This is a genomic window from Mycobacterium sp. IDUB_3, from assembly GCF_055419585.1.
On record NZ_JBVAXZ010000001.1, the window covers coordinates 587882 to 604823 of the forward strand.

The following is a 16942-nucleotide window of genomic DNA, read 5'->3' on the forward strand; positions in this document are numbered from 1 at the left end:
CCAGACTCCTCGCTCGGCTGTCTAGGGCGCGCCGTCCCGGTTGAGGATGCGCTTGGCTTCGCCGACCATGTCGGCGACGATTTCGACGGCGGGACGAACCTCCCGGATGCGCCCCACCGCTTCGCCGGTGAGTATGGCGGCGGTGTCGAAATCCTCTGCCGCGACGGCCTTTTCGTAGGCGCTGATCGCTTCGGGCAGCTGCGCCGCCAGCCCCGCCTCGTTGCCGTGCCAGGTGTCGAGGAAGGGGTTGCTCAGGGCCCGCGCGTTGTATCCGGCGGGCCAATCGAGGCGGCGCACAACGTCATAGACGCGGGTGCGCACGGTGTCGTCCCCGCCTGCCGCCACGGCGCGCTGCTGGGCCCGCGGTGAGACCAGCGCTTCGGGCGTCGCCCAGAACCGGGTTCCCACCACCGCGCCATCGGCACCGAGCGCCAGCGCGGCCGCCAGACCGCGGCCATCGCTCACGCCGCCCGCGGCCACCACCAATGTGTCGGGCGAGCGATCCGCCACGAAGTCGACGACCTCGGGTACCAGGGTGAAGGTGGACCGAACGCTCATGCCGTGGCCGCCGGCCTCGCCGCCCTGAGCCACGACGACTTCCGCCCCGGCGTCCAAGGCCTGGCGTGCCTGATCGAGGTTCTGCACCTGCGCGAGCAGCGGAACGCCGGCAGCGTGAATGCGGTCGGCGAAAGGCTGCAGCTCGCCGAACGACAGCATCACGGCCGCCGGCCGCTGCTCCAGCGCTATGTCGAGCACCCCCGGGTTTCGGGCCAGGCTCCAGCTAATGAATCCGTATCCGACCCGGGCGCCTTCGGCACGGTCCATCTGCGAACGCAGCCATTCGGCGTCGGGATAGCCCCCACCGACGAGGCCCAGGCCGCCCGCCCGCGTCACCGCCGCCGCGAGCCGGCCCCCGGAAGCCAGCGCCATCGGCGCGAGCACGATCGGCCGCTCGATTCCGAACAACTCGGTGAGCCGCGTGGTCAAACCCGTGCCGGCGCTCACTTGAGCTCACCGGTGAGGAACTGCGCCCTGCCGTGGCCGAAAGACCAGTCCTCGTCGCCGTTTTCGGTGACCGACACGATCAGGTCGGCGGGGTCGAGACCGCAGCGGTCGGCGAGACGGGACGCCAGCAGCTCATAGAACTTCTGCTTGAGCTCGCGGGGACGCCGCCGGCTCACCACGTGGAGGACCACCTGGCGAGACGAACGGTCGATGCCCAGACCGGTATCCAGCGTGACGATCTCGAGGGCCGGATGGGTGCGCACCACCTGGTAGCGGTCCCGCTCCGGAACGCCGAACGCTTCGACCACGGTGTCGTGGATCGCGTCCAGCAGCGCGCGAACCTCCGACGACGAACGGCCCTCGATGAGGTCGAGATACAACAGCGGCATTTTTTCCTCCTGCGACAATGCGCGGATCGCGCAGCCATTGCAACCGACGGTAGGTCCGCGAGAATCCCGCGTGAAATGCCTTCTGTAGGGCATCTATGCTCATCAGGCATGGACGTGGTGCGGGCCGGTCGAGTCGAGTTGCGCCACCTCAGGGCATTCGAAGCGGTGGCACGTCTGGCGTCGTTCACCCAGGCCGCGCAGGAACTCAGCATCACCCAGCCCGCGCTGAGCAGAACCATCCAGCAGCTCGAGGACGCGCTCGAAGCGACGCTGTTGGACCGGAGTTCGCGACACGTGGCGACCACCCAGTCCGGGCGGGTCTTCCTCGATCACGTCGAACGGGTCCTCGCCGAGTTGGGGCGCGGCGTGGACGCCGTCCGGCAACAGGCGGGCATCCGCCTCGGGTTCAGCTGGCTGCTGCCCGACCCGTGGGCACAGGACACCGTCGCGCGATTCGAGCGGGCCACTCGGGCCACGGTCCACCTGATCCGCACCGACGACGCGCTCGGCGCGGTCCAGCAGGGGAGGGTCGACGCCGCCGTGGTGCGCGGGCATGTCACGTCGACCGCCGTTCGGATCGTGCACCTGTTCGACGAGCCACGCGTGGCGGTGTGTTCGGTTCATTCGCCCCTCGCGGAGCGGGCGCAGTTGGACTGGGCCGAGGTGCCGCGGTGGCCACTGGTGGTGAACACCGCCAGCGGCACCACCGGACCCTGGTCGTGGCCCGCCGGGGCGGGACCCGAAACCGTGGTCGAGACAACGAATTTCGACGAGTGGATCGAATCCGTCGCCGCCGATCGGGGCATCGGGGTGATTCCCGACGTCGCAGTCAGACGCAACATCCACCCGGGCGTGCGGTTCGTCGCGCTGCGGGGCGCCCCCGACATTCCCGTCGCGGTCGCGTTTTTGAAGCGGGCCAACGGCCCCGTACTGCGCCGCTTCATCGAGGCGGCCGTGAACGCCGCGACCGACCCGTGACGGATCAGCCCCGAGGGCACGTCAGGCGAGCGGCGCCAGGCCGCAACGCACCAGATCCAGGCTCGCGGTCACGTCTGCGCCGAGGTCGCCGGAGCAACCTCTGCGGCCCCAATCCTCCACTGCCGCAACGAGAGCCGCGGCGATCACGGAACCCGCGACCTCGGCGGCCAGGTCGATGTTCGGCAGATCCGGATTCCGCCTCCTGACGAAGTCGGTGAGCACCCGGGCAAACGAGGACTGCACGACCCGCAGGTGACCGGCGATCCGCTCCGCGCTGATCAGCTCGGCACGGGCGGTCGCGGCCTGGCGCACCACTTCGAGGTCGTGCGGGAAGGCGGCGACGCTGGCCAGCACCGCGTCGAACAGTGATTCAGAGGCCGGGCGCTGGGCAAGCGCTTCGGCCAGCCACTCCAACTGGGTCTCGTAGTCCTGGAAGAGCACGGCTTCCTTGGTCGGGAAGTGCCGGAAGAAGGTGCGCTCGGTGACACCGGCCTCGCTGGCCAGCTCGGTGACGGTGACGTTCGCAAACCCCTTGTGGGCGAAGCTCTTCAACGCCGCTCGGCGAAGCGCCTCATGCGTCGATCGTCGTCGTTGTTCATGACGGTTGCCCGGGGAGGTCATCTCAGCGCCGATCGTATCCCAGGCGAGCGGGCCACGACTGACATCTTCCAATTATGTCAGTACTGACATATTCTGGCACGCAATCACCCGACGGAGGCGGAGGGCCACACCATGACCAACACCGAGTACGACGCAATCGTGGTGGGCGCCGGGCACAACGGGCTGACCACCGCCGCGATCCTGCAACGCGAGGGCCTGCGCACCCTGTGCCTGGAGGCCAACACCTACGCGGGCGGCATGGCCGCGACCGTCGAATTGATCGACGGTTTCCGGTACGAGATCGCCGGTTCGGTGCAGTTCCCCATGGCCAGCCAGCTCACAAAAGACCTCGGGCTGGACACGCTGCCGGCGGTAGAGCCCGACGTGATGTCGATCAACATCGGCGACCACGGCGAAGAGCCGATGATCTTCTACCGCGACCCGATGCGGCTGATGACGCATCTGAGCGAGAAGCACGGGCTCGAGGCGGTTACCGGCATGGCCGAATTGATCGGCTGGAGCCGGGGGCCGGCGAAGGCGCTGGGCCGTTTCGACGTCCGCCGGCCGCCCAAGACCCTGGACGAGATGTATGCCTGCACGGCCGACGACGCCGAACGCCGGGCGATTCACGAGATGCTGTTCGGCTCGGCCATGGACGTGATCGACCGCTACCTGCCCGACAAAGACAAGCACGCGGTCATGCGCGGGATGCTGGCGTTCCTGGCCGTCAACTCGACCTACCGCGGCCCGTACACTCCGGGCAGCGCAACCTGTTTGGCCTTTGCCCTGGCGGTGCCCGACAACAGCACCGCGATGATGACCAAGCTGAAGGGCGGCATCGGCGCACTCACCGAACACCTGCGCGAGCTCTTCATCGCCCACGGCGGGGAGATCCGGTTCCGCGCCAAGGCCGAGGAGATCCTCGTCGACCACGGCAACGTGACCGGTGTGCGACTGCGCGACGGATCGACGATATCGGCGCCGATCGTGGTGTCCAACCTGTCGCCGGATATCACCCTCACCGAATTAATTGCGCCCGAACATGTTCCGGAGCAGCTGGTCTCACGAGTCTCCGGCCGCGACCACCGGGCCTCGTTTGTGCAGATCCACTTCGCTCTGGACGGCCTGCCCGAATTCGCCCCGCCATATGAGTTTCTCAACGCCGATGGCATGCAACAGTCGGTCGGAATCTTCGGGTCACCGGAATCCCAGCAGCTGCACTGGGAAAACTGCCGGCGAGGGGTCGTTCCGGACAACCCGTCGATGGGAATGCAGATCCCATCGGTGCATGACCCCGGCATGGCGCCGCCCGGCAAGCACGCGGCGAGCGCGTTCGCCTACGCGTTCCCGGTCGAGGCCAGCCGCGACCAGCACGGACATCTCAAAAATGAGATGGCGCAACGGGTTATCGACAAGATCACCCGCCTGGCACCGAACTTCAAGGACATCGTGATACGCCACATCACGTTCGCGCCCTACCACATGAGCACCATGTTCGGTGCTCCCTCGGGCGACTTCTGCCACGGGCTGCTACACCCGGATCTGATGGGTCCCAACCGGCCCGGCCCGAAGGGCTTCCTCGACATGCCCATCGGAATCGACGGCCTGTATCTCGCCGGCGCCGGATGCCATGGCGGACCGGGCATCACCTTCACCCCCGGTTACAACGCCGCCTATCAGGTGCTCGACGACATCGCCTGACTTTCACGGTTTGCAGGCGGATTCCAGCGCAAGGACTGGGCCACCGGATTGCAGCGACAGCAGATACAGGTAGGTTGCGAGCGAATGTTCGCATGACACCGTGTATTTGACCAGGACCTCGGGTGGAAGCGGCACCCACCGGACCGGGATGAGTTCGACCGGATTGAGCACATGCTCGTAGTCAAGGGGCGGGGGCAATGCGGGAACGATGTCCACCCGGTTCGCGACTCGCCAGGAGTTCTTGACGACCTGGTCGAAGGTGCGCGCAAACAGCGAATCGCCGGTGCGTGGACTGCCGTAGGTGTAAACGGCGGGGTTGGTGAACGCCGTGTTCGCCGCCACGTCCAGGGCGAGCAGTGTCGCCAGTGCGCCTCCCAGGCTGTACCCGCAGATCGTCACGGAGCCGACGGCTTGCGGAAACGCAAGTGTTGCCAGCGCGTCCACCACCGTCGGCGAACCGAGCGTGGCGCCCGTCCGCAGGGACTCGTACATGGCGGTGAAGCCGTCTTCCGTGTGGCCGGCACCGGCCAGAAACGGACACGGCACCTGGAGAAAGTCGACGTCGTGAATCCATTCCAGCCATCCTTCGGTGCCGCGGATCGCGATCGCGACGTCGCCCGTCTTGTCTTCCTGGCAGATCAGCCCGATGGACACTTCGTCGTCGGCCCGGCTCGGCTCCATGCTGGTCGCCAGATCGTTGGCGTAGATCGTGGTGATGACGGTGTAGCTGAAGCCGCCGGCGCTCAACGCCTGACCCGCCTTATTCGTCAAATCGCCGGGTGGCGTCTCATACGTCGCGTCGACGAGCTGGGCGAATTGTATTGCCTGCGCGACGTTTAACGTCGGTTGTGTTGGCATGGCGGGCCCGCTCGGGTTCAGCCGCCGAATATTCCGGTGAGCTGCGCCTGCGCGGTCGCGGCGCCGGCAATCGTCTGCGCCGCCTGAACGCCTGCCAGGCCGCCAGGCAGTTGATAGTCATTGGGCAGCTGATACAGGGTGAACCGGTAATGATGCATGCCGGTTCCGGCCGGGGGACAGGGACCCTTGTACGCGGGTTGGCCCGCCGTGTTCGGCAGGGCGGTCGCTCCGGCCGGGGTCTGACCGTCGGCGGTGCTGCCCGAGCCGGGGGCAATCCCGACGACTACCCAGTGGATGTACAGGCCGTTGATGGCGTCGGGGTCGTCGACCACCAGGGCCGCCCCCAGCGGGGCCGACCAGGCCAGCGGCGGCGCGATGTTGGCGCCTTTGCAGGTGTACTGCACCGGAATGGGCGCGCCGTCGGTGAAAGCCGGGCTGCTGATGGTCAACGGCCCGTCCGCGGGCGCGTTCGGCGCCGTGCGGCCGAGGGTGGTGATCTTCGGCGTCGACGGTGTGGTCTGGTGGCTATTACCTTGGCCGCCGCAGCCGGCCAACCCGGGCGCGATCGCCAGCGCACCGATGATCGCCGCGATTCGGTTCAGCGTGCCTGCCGACGTCGATTCCATGAATAACAGTCTGACTCGCGCGCCCGCGGTGGGGAAGGACCCGATTTTCCCGGGCGCGGCGACGTTACTTGCCGCGCTTCTCCACTTCGAGCACCCGCTTGCGCAGTCCCTCGGTGGCCGTGTCCATCAGGCTCTTGGCCCCCTTCTTGACCAGGAACCCGGGCACCGGCGCAACCAGGTCCACCGTCAGCTCAAAGTGCACCCGGGTGGAGTCGCCCTCCGGGGTGAGCGTGTACCGACCCTCCTGAGCGCGTTGCTGTTTGGCGCTGATCAGGGTCCAGCCCACGCCGTCGTCGTGAACGGTGTACGCCAGCTCCTGTTCGTCGCTGACGCCGACGAGTTTGACGACCTGCCGGGATCTGGTCGGATGGTTCTGGTCGTCGCGCGCGAGCACTTCGACCTTCTTGTGTGCCGACGACCACTCGGTCAACGACTCGATGTCGAACAGCACATCCATGATCTCGTCGGGTGTCGCCTCGATGACGACTTCGCGGGAATCGGTGATAGCCATCTCGGGGAAATAGCCAGCGCGGTGCGGCTCGAAACCACCCGAGCCTCGCATCAGGGACGTGGTTGGGCACCAATGCGAGCGAGCCGGGGGAGGATGACGTCGCGCCAGCCCGGCCCCATCCGCTCGAACGCCTGCGCCATGCGGCTGTCGTCGAGGTCAAAGCCGCTGTGTTCCAAAAACACTCGCGTACCGTCCCCCTCGGCTTCCAGTCGCCAGGTCAGTGTCCAGGCGGCGGTGAACGTGTAGACGAACCGGCGCGGCGGGTCGGCCTCGAGCACCGTGCACGGCTGCTTGCCATAGCCCGGCATGTCGAGAGTGAACTGGTGTCCCACCACCGCCGCCACCGGTCCCTCGGCCCACCACCGCTTCAGCAGCGCGGGTTCGGTCAGCAATCGCCACACGGTGGCCGGTGGTGCTGCCACGAATTGATCCACCCGGATCGTCGCGAACCGTGACGTTTCGGTCATTTGAGCTCCTCTGCTACCTCGGCGAGCTTGGCCAGGCGGGCACGCCAGACCTTCTCGAAGGGATGCAGCCATTCGCCGAGCTCCGCCAACGGCTCCGCGGTCAGGCGGTAGATGCGATGACGCCCGTGCGCCTGGTCGGCCACCAGCCCCGCGTCGCGCAGCACCTTGAGGTGCTCGGCAACCGCGGGCCGGCTGAGCTCGAACCGCTCACTGAGTTCCCCCGCCGACAGCGGTTGGTCGAAGAGGATCTCCAGCAGTTCGCGCCGCACCGGGTTGGCCAAGGCAACGAAGACGCGATCGACACTGGCCATAGTGAGCAACATATGTCGGACATTCCCGACATGTCAACTATTTCCGACATAACGGAGCGAGGGAAACCGCGAGAAGGGGGCAGCGGGCGGAAGCCGGCGCGGCTACCTTCGGAGGCTGTGCATCTCGCCTGGGAACGACTGAGCGCCGGTGCGCATCGCTGCCGGCTCCCGTTCTGCGACGTGACCATCGGGCTGGTGTGGGGCAGTGCCGGGGCGTTGCTCGTCGACACCGGAACCACGCTCACCGAGGCCGCCGCGATCGACGCCGACGTCCGGCTGCTCGCCGGGAGCCCGGTGAACCATATTGTCTTGACGCACAAGCACTTCGACCATGTACTGGGTTCATCGTTGTTCACCGGGGCGCGAGTGCACTGCGCGCCGGAGGTGGCCGAACACCTTTCCTCGGCTACCCACCGGCTCCGCGAGGACGCCCTTCGGCATGGCGCCGACCCCGCCGAGGTGGACGCGGCGATCGCCGCGTTGCGGCCCACGCCTGCCGGCGGTTACGACGCCGTCGTCGACCTGGGGGACCGGACGGTGGCGATCGCCCACCTCGGCCGCGGCCATACCGCGTCGGACTTGGTGGTTGTCGCGCCAGGCACGCACCGGGGTGAGCGGGTTGTGGTGTTCACCGGTGACTTGGTGGAGGAGTCCGCCGACCCCGCGATCGACGCCGACTCCGATGTCGCGGCCTGGCCCGCGACCCTGGACCGGCTGCTGGCGGTCGGCGGGCCCGACGCGATCTACGTCCCCGGCCACGGCGACGTCGTCGACGCGGGGTTCGTCCGGCGCCAGCGCGACTGGCTGGCCCGTCGTGCGGCCGCGCTGTGATCGCTACCATGCCGAAAAGTATTGTCCCCCAAGGGGTTGACGCCGCACGCGAGCACGCCACCCCAGTCAGCGAGCGTTCCGGGTGGCGAACGGCCGGCGCCGATCACCGGCCCGCCGCCGAAAAGCTCTCGCAAGTACAGGGCGCGGCAACAGTTTTGGCTCGAGTCGTTGACCCCTGATTGAACTGCCGTTCCCGGGGATAGACTCACGTTCAGTGGAATCGTGTGCGAAGAGGAGCGTAGACATGGCGATCATTGATAGGGACACGCAAGTCCGGCCATCGTTTGACGACGAGGTCGCTGCTACGCAGCAATACTTCGACGACCCGCGCTTTTCTCGCATCACGCGACTCTTCACGGCCCGCCAAGTAGCGGAGCAGCGCGGCACCATCCCCACCGACTACACCGTCGCCCGCAACGCGGCGGCCGCCTTCTACGAGCGGCTGCGCGAGCTGTTCGCCGATAAGAAGAGCATCACCACGTTCGGCCCGTACTCGCCGGGCCAAGCCGTCGCGATGAAACGCATGGGCATCGAGGGGATCTATCTGGGTGGCTGGGCGACGTCCGCCAAGGGCTCCACCACCGAGGATCCGGGACCCGACCTCGCCAGCTACCCGCTGAGTCAGGTGCCAGACGATGCCGCGGTGCTGGTGCGCGCGCTGCTGACCGCCGACCGCAACCAGCAGTACCAGCGCCTGAACATGAGCGAGCAGCAGCGAGCCACCGCCACAGAATACGATTACCGGCCGTTCATCATCGCCGACGCGGACACCGGCCACGGTGGTGACCCGCACGTGCGCAACCTGATCCGCCGGTTCGTCGAGGTCGGCGTGCCCGGGTACCACATCGAGGATCAGCGCCCCGGCACCAAGAAGTGCGGCCACCAGGGCGGCAAGGTGCTGGTCCCGTCGGACGAGCAGATCAAACGACTCAACGCCGCGCGCTTCCAGCTCGACATCATGAAGGTGCCGGGCATCATCGTCGCGCGCACCGATGCCGAGGCGGCCAACCTGCTCGACAGCCGGGCCGACGAGCGCGACCAGCCGTTCCTGCTCGGCGCCACCAATCTCAACATCCCGTCGTACAAGTCGTGCTTCCTGGCGATGGTGCGCCGCTTCTACGAGCTGGGTGTCAAAGACCTCAACGGTCACCTTCTCTACGCGCTGCCCGAGGGGGAGTACGCCGAGGCGGGCGCCTGGCTGGAGCGGCAGGGCATCCAGGGCGTGATCTCCGATGCCGTGAACGCCTGGCGCGAGAACGGTAAGAAGTCGATCGACGACCTGTTCGACCAGGTCGAGTCGCGGTTCGTGGCGGCCTGGGAGGACGACGCCGGGCTGATGACCTACGGCGAGGCCGTAGCCGAGGTGCTCGAATTCGATGCCAGCGAGGGCGAGCCGGCCGACATGAGCGTCGACGAGTGGCGCGCGTTCGCAGCGCGTGCGTCCCTGTACTCCGCCAAGACCAAGGCGAAGGAGTTGGGCGTCGACCCGGGTTGGGACTGCGAGCTGTCCAAGACCCCCGAGGGCTACTACCAGATCCGGGGCGGCATCCCGTACGCGATCGCCAAGTCGCTGGCGGCCGCGCCGTTCGCCGACATCCTCTGGATGGAGACCAAGACCGCCGACCTGGCCGACGCGAAGCAGTTCGCCGACGCCATCCACGCCGAGTTCCCCGACCAGATGCTGGCCTACAACCTGTCGCCGTCGTTCAACTGGGACACCACCGGCATGACCGACGAGCAGATGAAACAGTTCCCCGAGGAACTGGGCAAGATGGGCTTCGTCTTCAACTTCATCACCTACGGCGGGCACCAGATCGACGGCGTCGCGGCCGAGGAGTTCGCCACCTCGCTGCAACAGGACGGCATGCTGGCGCTGGCCCGGTTGCAGCGCAAGATGCGCCTGGTCGAATCGCCTTACCGCACACCGCAAACCCTGGTCGGCGGGCCGCGCAGCGACGCGGCGTTGACCGCCTCCTCGGGTCGCACCGCGACCACCAAGGCGATGGGTGAGGGCTCGACCCAGCACCAGCACCTGGTGCAGACCGAGGTGCCGAAGAAGCTGCTCGAGGAGTGGCTGGCGATGTGGAGCGAGAACTACAACCTCGGCGAAAAACTCCGTGTGCAATTACGGCCCCGGCGGGCCGGCTCGGACGTGCTCGAGCTGGGCATCTACGGCAACGACGACGAGCAACTGGCCAACGTCGTGGTCGACCCGATCAAGGACCGGCACGGCCGCAGCATCCTTCAGGTGCGCGACCAGAACACCTTCGCCGAGAAGCTCAGACAGAAGCGGCTGATGACGCTGATCCACCTCTGGCTGGTGCACCGCTTCAAGGCCGACGCGGTGATCTACGTGACGCCGACCGAGGACAACCAGTATCAGACCGAGAAGATGAAGTCGCACGGCATCTTCAGCGAGGTCTACCAGGAGGTCGGCGAGATCATCGTCGCCGAGGTGAACCGGCCCCGCATCACCGAGCTGCTGCAGCCCGACCGGGTCGCGCTGCGCAAGCTGATCACCAAAGAAAATTAGCGAGCGGGTCGACGGCGGCCGCCCGATCGCGGGGTGCGGCCGCCGTCGACCGCTGCTATCCATCCAGGCCGGCATGCGTCCGCGCCGATCACCGTTCGCGATGGCCCATCACACCGGCGTGATGGGCCATCTTCGCCTGGCGCAATCTCGGCGCTGAAATCTGTTTGCGCGGCCACGCCCGGGGGTAAGAAAAAATGGGCGGGGCGACGTGACGCAAGTGGAGATTGGGGGATCTGATGAGATCTGGACCGAGGACGACGATCGCACTGTTCGGCGGTGCGGCGATGCTCGTGCTATCGGTCGCCTGCGGCGGCGGTCATAAAGGCGGCCCGAGCAGCACCACCACCCCGACGACCACCCCGTCGTCCAGCGTCGCGCCCACTACTGCACCCGGCGGCGAGCCCGGCGGCCCGACCGGTGGCGGCGGACCCGGCGGTGGCGGTGGGGGTGTACCCGGCGGCCCGACCGGTGGCGGCGGACCCGGCGGTGGTGGCGGCGGTGTACCCGGCGGACCGACCGGTGGCGGCGGACCCGGCGGGGGCGGCGGCAGCATTCCCGGCGTCGGCGGTGGCGGCGGCGGACCGGGCGGCGGCGGCGGTTGCGTCGGCAACGTCTGCGGCGGCTACTGATCGCTGCGCCGAGCTGAGCCGGCGCTGAAACGCACCCCAAAAACTTGTTTCCCTAGCCGGTGGGGCCGGGATCACCTGGCCCCATCGGCTGAACCCTGCTCGCGGGCCTAGGGCAAGCCCGCGATCCGAGTTATGGTTCTGCCAACTCGGATGCAAGGGGACGTCAATGTCAAAGCTGCGGTTCGGATACTTCATCGCCCCGTTCCACCGCGCGGGCACCAACCCGACGCTGGCCTTGCAGCGGGATCTGGCGTTCGTCGAGCACCTCGACGCCCTCGGCTTCGACGAGGTGTGGTTGGGCGAACACCACTCGGCCGGCAGCGAAATCATCAGCTCCCCAGAGATTTTCATCGCGGCGGCCGCCGAACGGGCGAAGCGCATCCGATTCGGCACCGGAGTCATTTCGCTGTCGTATCACAACCCGCTCTGGGTCGCCGACCGGTTGATGCTGCTGGATCACCTGACGCACGGCCGCATCATCGGCGGCGTCGGGCCCGGCTCGCTGCCCAGCGACTCGTCCATGATCGGACTCACCCCCACCGACACCCGAGAGCTGCTCGAAACCAACCTCGACATCGTCGTGCGGTTGCTGGCGGGGGAGACGGTCAGCGCCAAAACGGCCACCCACCAGCTCTTCGATGCCAAGCTGCAGCTTGCCCCGTTCTCCGACGGCGGGATCCCGCTGTCGGTCGCCGCGGTCGCGTCACCGACGGGGGCCCGGCTGGTCGGCAAGCACGGCATCGGCCTGCTGTCCATCGGGGCGACCCTGACAGTCGAGGGTTTCAATGCGCTGTCCTACCACTGGGGCATCGTCGAGGAGCGCGCCGCGGCCTTCGGCACGCAGGTCGACCGCAAGAATTGGAGCCTGGTCGGTTTGTTCCACCTCGCCGAGACCGAGAAGCAGGCCCGCGAAGAGGTCAAGTTCGGCATCGAGCCGTGGTTCCGGTACTTCCAGAAGGTGGCCGCGTTCCCGCAGATGACGATGCCGGGCGAGCAGCTCGACGAAATGATCGACGTCATCAACGAGAACGGGGCGGGCGTCATCGGCACGCCCGAGCGGGCGCGCGAACAGGTGCAGCGGCTGTGGGATCAGTCCGGCGGTTTCGGCTGCATGCTGCAGATGGGCCACGAGTGGGCCAACCCGGCCGCCACCCGACGGTCCGCAGAATTGTTCGCCGCCGAGGTGATGCCGCACTTCCAGGGACAGGCGCAGCCGACGCTGGATGCCGCAGCGCGCGCCGGCCAGGCCCGGGAGAACCTCGCGCAGTCGCAGTTGGACGCCGTGGCGCACATGACCAAGAAGTATGAAAGCGAGAAACGACCTACTAAAGCCGATTGAGCTGGTCTTTTCTGAGATCCCCGCGAATATCCGTGCCCAGGCAACCGAGCGGACAGCGAAACCCCACCGAACGGCTGTGGCGAGGGTTTCGATCCATTCCTCCCGCTCGTCCCCGCGTGGTCGTCGCTTCATCAAGTCCGGCCCTGGCCGCGATTTGGCCGGGCCGGATCGTCGGCCTGCCGGTCTCGTCGTAAATCTGCACGATGGCCTCGAGGACGGGCAAGTCGCGATTGGTCCACGTGTCGGCGATCGGGTCGGGGTTTTGTGGGGTCATCCGCGACGGTAACGCTGGAGTGCCGGCTCATCGAGACAGCGCTGACGCGTTCGGGTGTGTTACAAGTCGACGATTCAGGGAAGCCCTAGTCGAAGATGGAGCCCACTCGGGGCGCCGCTACGACAGGAGTTGCAGCAATGATCGGGTCAATAATCCTCGCCATCGTTGTGGGTGCGCTCATCGGCTTGATTGCTCGTCTTCTCATGCCAGGCAAACAAGACATCGGCATGATTATGACCATTGCGCTCGGCGCCCTAGGTGGCTTGATCGGCTCATGGGTAGCCGGCAAGTTCGGATACCACAATGTCAATGGCGGATTCGCTTGGGTTCCATTCCTCATTGGAATCGGTGCCGCCATCGTCCTCATCGCGATTTGGGAAACCGTGCGGGGTCGCCGTGCTCGCCGTACCGGGTTGCTTCGCCGGTAACTGGCTGGTGGCCAACACAATCGGTGCTTAAGCATCGCTGGTGCAGCGATAGCCGGTGGCGGGCAAGCAGCGCAGGTTGCCCGCCGTGTAGCGAGCCGGATCGAAGGCCCTGCTGGACGCCCGACGCGATGCCTGCTGAGATGGTGGACGCGAAAAAGCAGGACGATCATCGCTCTGGAGGGGACCGGCCTCATGTTAAGACAACATGCGATGCGCGCCATCGACGACGATCTGCAAAGGGCTTGGGATCACAAGCCCCCGCGGGAGTTTCACGATTTCGGATGTGAGTAACGGTAGAAGCTTCGGACTGGCCGCCGACGGTGCCGTCGTGCGGCGGCGCCGGCTTCATATCCAGGCGACAGCGGGGTCCCAGGGGGCAGCTAAGGACGCGGCGCATACCTGGAGGATGACCACCAACACCCCTCGCCTCACGTTCGCCGGCGGACGCCGCCGGCGACTACTGCGCCTCACACTCGCGGGCGCCGCGACCCTGGCCGTCCTGGCTCTCTACGACGCGGCGCAGCCCCAGACCCCAACAACCACGCTGGGATCCGGATCGGTGCGCCTGACGGACCTGGCCTTTTCACCCCAGGCGCCGCCCGGCCTTACCGGCGGCGGCGTCGCGGCCGATGACGACGACGACCAGGCCCAGCTGCAACAACAGCTGAATCAGCAGCAGCTGCAACAGTCCATGCAGCAGGCCGAAGAGCAAAACGAGCAGGCCCAGCAGCAGTTCAACCAGGACATGCAGCAGCAACAGACCTACGAGAACCAGTTCAACAACCCGTAAATCGTGAATCAAAGCGTGGCGGCCGCGGTGCGCGGCCGTCATGCGCCATTCGGGAAAGCTAGCGACCGCCGGTGGATTCGCGCTCGGCCGCCTTCACCAGCCGGCCCGCGAAAAACCGGACCGCTCCGCCCATGGCGGCGCGCATCAGCGGGCCCGTCCCGCGAACGCCTTCGGTGAACGAGCCGGTCCAGCGGATGTCGGTGCCGCCCGCCGCATTCGGCGTGAGGACCACCTCGCCGGCGTAATCCTTGGCCGGGGTGGCCGGGCCCACCAGCTTGTAGGCGTGGCGACGGTCCGGCTCGTACTCGACCGTTTCCTCCTGCACGTACACCGGCCACATGCCCACCTTGCGGATGGCCCCGACGCCGCCTGGCGCGGGATCGCCCTGGCGAGCCCAACTCGAGTGCATGACAATCGGCTTGGCCCACTGCGACCAGTTGGCGCCGTCGGCTACCAACCGGAACACCGTCGCGGGGGGTGCGCTGCTGGTGCGGGTGATTTCGAAGGAAAAGTTCCGGCCCGGCATGACGACTCCTGGTGGTAGCAGACGGACGGCCCTGGACGCCGCTCGCCGGTAGGCTACCGCCCACGCCGGGCGTGAACCGGATCGGGTGGATCGCCGCTGTCAACCCGGTGATCGAACGTCTGCCGGAATCGACGAATGCGCCCGCCGCTCTTGATGTTTGCCGATTCACCGCGCGGGGACCGTCGGATCGGCTTGCCTAGACTGCAGTTATGGATCGCGGTTCCCGGCAGGACGGCCCAGGTGCCGGTGGCCTACTTAGGATCGAGGACTGCCTGGACACGGCCGGCCGGGTGGTGCTGCCGCCGGGGGTCAACCTGATCTCGCTCATCAACCGCAACATCGCGAACGTCGGTGACACCGTGGCGTATCGCTACCTCGACTACAGCCGTTCGGCCGACGGGGACGCCGAAGAGGTGACGTGGAGCCGGTTCGGCGTCCGGCTGGAGGCCATCGGCGCGCGCATCCAGCAAGTTGCCAGTCACGGTGAGCGCGTCGCGGTCCTCGCGCCACAGGGCATCGACTATGTCGCCGGCTTCTACGCGGCGGTCAAGGCCGGAACCATCGCGGTGCCGTTGTTCGCCCCGGAACTACCCGGGCACGCAGAACGGCTCGATACCGCACTGCGCGATTCCGAGCCCACCGTCGTACTCACGACGACGCCCGCCCGAGAGGCGGTGGAGAAGTTCCTGGCCGGCCACCCGCACCTGCGCCGGACGCGGGTGATCGCCATCGATCAGATTCCCGATTCGGCGGGGGAGTCGTTCGTGCCCACCGAACTCGGCATGGACGACGTCTCGCACCTGCAGTACACGTCGGGCTCGACCCGGCCGCCGGTCGGTGTCGAGATCACCCACCGCGCGGCGGGCACCAACCTGGTGCAGATGATCCTGTCGATCGACCTGCTCGACCGAAACACTCACGGCGTCAGCTGGTTACCGCTCTACCACGACATGGGTTTGTCGATGATCGGCTTCCCGGCCGTCTACGGCGGCCACTCCACGCTGATGTCTCCCATCGCGTTCGTCCGCAGGCCCCGGCGATGGATTCAGGCCCTGTCCGACGGGTCGCGGCAGGGCAACGTCGTCACCGCCGCACCGAACTTCGCCTACGAGTGGGCCGCGCAGCGCGGCCTGCCCGGCCCCGGTACAGACATCGACCTGCGCAACGTGGTGATGATCATCGGCTCAGAACCCGTCAGCATCGATGCGATCCGGACCTTCAACAAGGCGTTCGCGCCGTACGGGTTGCCGCGGACCGCGTTCAAGCCGTCCTACGGCATCGCCGAGGGAACGTTGTTCGTCGCGACCATCGCCGCCGACGCCGAGGCGACGGCGGTGTATTTCGACTCAGAACGGCTGGGCGCGGGACACGCGGTGCGCGTCGGCGCGGACGATCCCAACGCCGTCGCGCAGGTGTCGTGCGGCCAGGTAGCGCGCAGCGAATGGGCCGTCATCGTCGACCCCGCCCGCGGATCCGAGTTGCCGGACGGCAACGTGGGCGAAATCTGGTTGCAGGGCAACAACGTCGGACGCGGCTACTGGGGGTTGCCGGACGAGACGCGGCGGGCGTTCGGCGCCGAGCTGCGATCCCGGCTTGCCCAGGGCGGCCACGCCGACGGCGCCGACCCGGACCGCTCTTGGCTGCGCACCGGCGACCTGGGCGTGTATCTGGACGGTGAGCTGTACGTGACCGGCCGGATCGCTGACCTGGTGACCATCGACGGCCGCAACCACTACCCGCAACACATCGAGGCCACCGTCGCCGAAGCCTCGGAAATCGTCCGGCGCGGATACGTGGCTGCGTTTTCCGTGCCGGACGGCGCCGACCCGGATGCCGCCCGGCTCGTCGTGGTCACCGAACGCGCCGCGGGCACCAGCCGTCAGGATCCGCGGCAGGCGATCGAGGCGATCCGCGCGGCGGTCGCGCAGCGGCACGACCTGACCGTCTCGGATGTGCGTCTCCTGCCTGCCGGCGCCATCCCACGGACCACCAGCGGCAAGCTGGCCCGTCGGGCCTGCCGCGCGGAATACCTCGGCGGCACGCTGGGCGTCCGCTAGCCGGGCGAACCCTCAAAAGGGCCTGCGGGCGAACCGTCCACTCGGAGGCGCGCGATTCTCAGGCTGATGGTGTCGCCGGATTTAGTCGG

The 16942-nt window shown here is 67.3% G+C and carries 19 protein-coding genes; 9 read left to right on the plus strand and 10 right to left on the minus strand.

All coding sequences use genetic code 11. From position 1 onward, the window contains the following. Positions 1 to 21 precede the first annotated feature (21 nt). Both ACZYVJ_RS02445 and ACZYVJ_RS02450 read right to left on the minus strand, forming a co-directional pair. Complete coding sequence (locus ACZYVJ_RS02445; protein ID WP_463829556.1) at positions 22 to 1005, minus strand: NAD(P)H-dependent flavin oxidoreductase; 984 nt, start codon at positions 1003 to 1005, stop codon at positions 22 to 24. Beyond that, complete coding sequence (locus tag ACZYVJ_RS02450; protein WP_463829557.1) at positions 1002 to 1394, minus strand: tautomerase family protein; 393 nt, start codon at positions 1392 to 1394, stop codon at positions 1002 to 1004. The genes ACZYVJ_RS02445 and ACZYVJ_RS02450 overlap by 4 nt, the downstream gene beginning before the upstream one ends. A gap of 108 nt (positions 1395 to 1502) precedes the next feature. On the opposite strand from ACZYVJ_RS02450, the gene ACZYVJ_RS02455 reads away from it, so the two are divergent. Continuing rightward, positions 1503 to 2372: a LysR family transcriptional regulator gene (locus tag ACZYVJ_RS02455; protein ID WP_463829558.1), complete on the plus strand. Its 870-nt coding sequence runs from the start codon at positions 1503 to 1505 to the stop codon at positions 2370 to 2372. A gap of 21 nt (positions 2373 to 2393) precedes the next feature. On the opposite strand, the gene ACZYVJ_RS02460 is transcribed toward ACZYVJ_RS02455, so the two are convergent. Further along, positions 2394 to 2993 carry a TetR/AcrR family transcriptional regulator gene (locus ACZYVJ_RS02460; protein WP_463829559.1) on the minus strand — a complete coding sequence of 200 codons (600 nt, stop codon included), beginning with the start codon at positions 2991 to 2993 and terminating at the stop codon, positions 2394 to 2396. A 111-nt stretch (positions 2994 to 3104) separates the two neighbouring features. Here ACZYVJ_RS02460 and ACZYVJ_RS02465 point away from each other — a divergent pair, with 111 nt between their 5' ends. Beyond that, positions 3105 to 4673 (plus strand): phytoene desaturase family protein, encoded by a 1569-nt coding sequence (locus ACZYVJ_RS02465; RefSeq protein ID WP_463829560.1) that lies wholly within the window; start codon positions 3105 to 3107, stop codon positions 4671 to 4673. 3 nt (positions 4674 to 4676) lie between these two features. Here the strand turns inward: ACZYVJ_RS02465 and ACZYVJ_RS02470 are convergent, their stop codons facing one another. From ACZYVJ_RS02470 to ACZYVJ_RS02490, 5 genes are all read right to left on the minus strand, one after another. Next, positions 4677 to 5531 (minus strand): lipase family protein, encoded by an 855-nt coding sequence (locus tag ACZYVJ_RS02470; RefSeq protein WP_463829561.1) that lies wholly within the window; start codon positions 5529 to 5531, stop codon positions 4677 to 4679. A gap of 17 nt (positions 5532 to 5548) precedes the next feature. Further along, positions 5549 to 6157 (minus strand): YbhB/YbcL family Raf kinase inhibitor-like protein, encoded by a 609-nt coding sequence (locus ACZYVJ_RS02475; RefSeq protein ID WP_463829562.1) that lies wholly within the window; start codon positions 6155 to 6157, stop codon positions 5549 to 5551. Positions 6158 to 6221: 64 nt separating this feature from the next. Further along, positions 6222 to 6668 (minus strand): SRPBCC family protein, encoded by a 447-nt coding sequence (locus ACZYVJ_RS02480; RefSeq protein WP_463829563.1) that lies wholly within the window; start codon positions 6666 to 6668, stop codon positions 6222 to 6224. Between the two features lie 50 nt (positions 6669 to 6718). Continuing rightward, complete coding sequence (locus tag ACZYVJ_RS02485) at positions 6719 to 7135, minus strand: SRPBCC family protein (RefSeq protein WP_463829564.1); 417 nt, start codon at positions 7133 to 7135, stop codon at positions 6719 to 6721. Then, a complete protein-coding gene (locus tag ACZYVJ_RS02490) occupies positions 7132 to 7458 on the minus strand; it encodes an ArsR/SmtB family transcription factor (RefSeq protein ID WP_463829565.1) in 327 nt (108 codons plus the stop codon). The genes ACZYVJ_RS02485 and ACZYVJ_RS02490 overlap by 4 nt, the downstream gene beginning before the upstream one ends. Before the next feature lie 105 nt (positions 7459 to 7563). Between ACZYVJ_RS02490 and ACZYVJ_RS02495 the strand changes: the two genes are divergently transcribed. The 4 genes from ACZYVJ_RS02495 to ACZYVJ_RS02510 all read left to right on the plus strand — a co-directional run bounded on the left by ACZYVJ_RS02495 (position 7564) and on the right by ACZYVJ_RS02510 (position 12778). Continuing rightward, positions 7564 to 8277: an MBL fold metallo-hydrolase gene (locus ACZYVJ_RS02495; RefSeq protein ID WP_463829566.1), complete on the plus strand. Its 714-nt coding sequence runs from the start codon at positions 7564 to 7566 to the stop codon at positions 8275 to 8277. A gap of 244 nt (positions 8278 to 8521) precedes the next feature. Then, complete coding sequence (gene aceA, locus ACZYVJ_RS02500; RefSeq protein WP_463829567.1) at positions 8522 to 10810, plus strand: isocitrate lyase ICL2; 2289 nt, start codon at positions 8522 to 8524, stop codon at positions 10808 to 10810. A 236-nt stretch (positions 10811 to 11046) separates the two neighbouring features. Continuing rightward, positions 11047 to 11439, plus strand: coding sequence for a hypothetical protein (locus tag ACZYVJ_RS02505; RefSeq protein ID WP_463829568.1), 393 nt, complete (start codon positions 11047 to 11049; stop codon positions 11437 to 11439). Between the two features lie 166 nt (positions 11440 to 11605). Then, on the plus strand, positions 11606 to 12778 hold the full coding sequence (locus ACZYVJ_RS02510; protein WP_463829569.1) for an LLM class flavin-dependent oxidoreductase: 1173 nt from the start codon (positions 11606 to 11608) through the stop codon (positions 12776 to 12778). Here ACZYVJ_RS02510 and ACZYVJ_RS02515 read toward each other — a convergent pair. Continuing rightward, positions 12765 to 13052 (minus strand): hypothetical protein, encoded by a 288-nt coding sequence (locus ACZYVJ_RS02515; RefSeq protein WP_463829570.1) that lies wholly within the window; start codon positions 13050 to 13052, stop codon positions 12765 to 12767. The two genes, ACZYVJ_RS02510 and ACZYVJ_RS02515, sit on opposite strands and share 14 nt — an antisense overlap. A 137-nt stretch (positions 13053 to 13189) precedes the next feature. Here ACZYVJ_RS02515 and ACZYVJ_RS02520 point away from each other — a divergent pair, with 137 nt between their 5' ends. Both ACZYVJ_RS02520 and ACZYVJ_RS02525 read left to right on the plus strand, forming a co-directional pair. Continuing rightward, the gene (locus ACZYVJ_RS02520; RefSeq protein ID WP_463829571.1) at positions 13190 to 13480 is read left to right on the plus strand and encodes a GlsB/YeaQ/YmgE family stress response membrane protein; all 291 of its coding nucleotides are present in this window, start codon (positions 13190 to 13192) and stop codon (positions 13478 to 13480) included. Between the two features lie 406 nt (positions 13481 to 13886). Next, entirely contained in the window at positions 13887 to 14270 is a 384-nt protein-coding gene (locus tag ACZYVJ_RS02525) for a hypothetical protein (protein ID WP_463829572.1), read from the plus strand. A 58-nt stretch (positions 14271 to 14328) separates the two neighbouring features. Here the strand turns inward: ACZYVJ_RS02525 and ACZYVJ_RS02530 are convergent, their stop codons facing one another. Continuing rightward, entirely contained in the window at positions 14329 to 14796 is a 468-nt protein-coding gene (locus tag ACZYVJ_RS02530) for an SRPBCC family protein (protein ID WP_463829573.1), read from the minus strand. A 209-nt stretch (positions 14797 to 15005) separates the two neighbouring features. Here ACZYVJ_RS02530 and ACZYVJ_RS02535 point away from each other — a divergent pair, with 209 nt between their 5' ends. Beyond that, complete coding sequence (locus ACZYVJ_RS02535) at positions 15006 to 16853, plus strand: fatty acyl-AMP ligase (protein ID WP_463829574.1); 1848 nt, start codon at positions 15006 to 15008, stop codon at positions 16851 to 16853. The last annotated feature ends 89 nt before the right edge of the window (positions 16854 to 16942 follow it).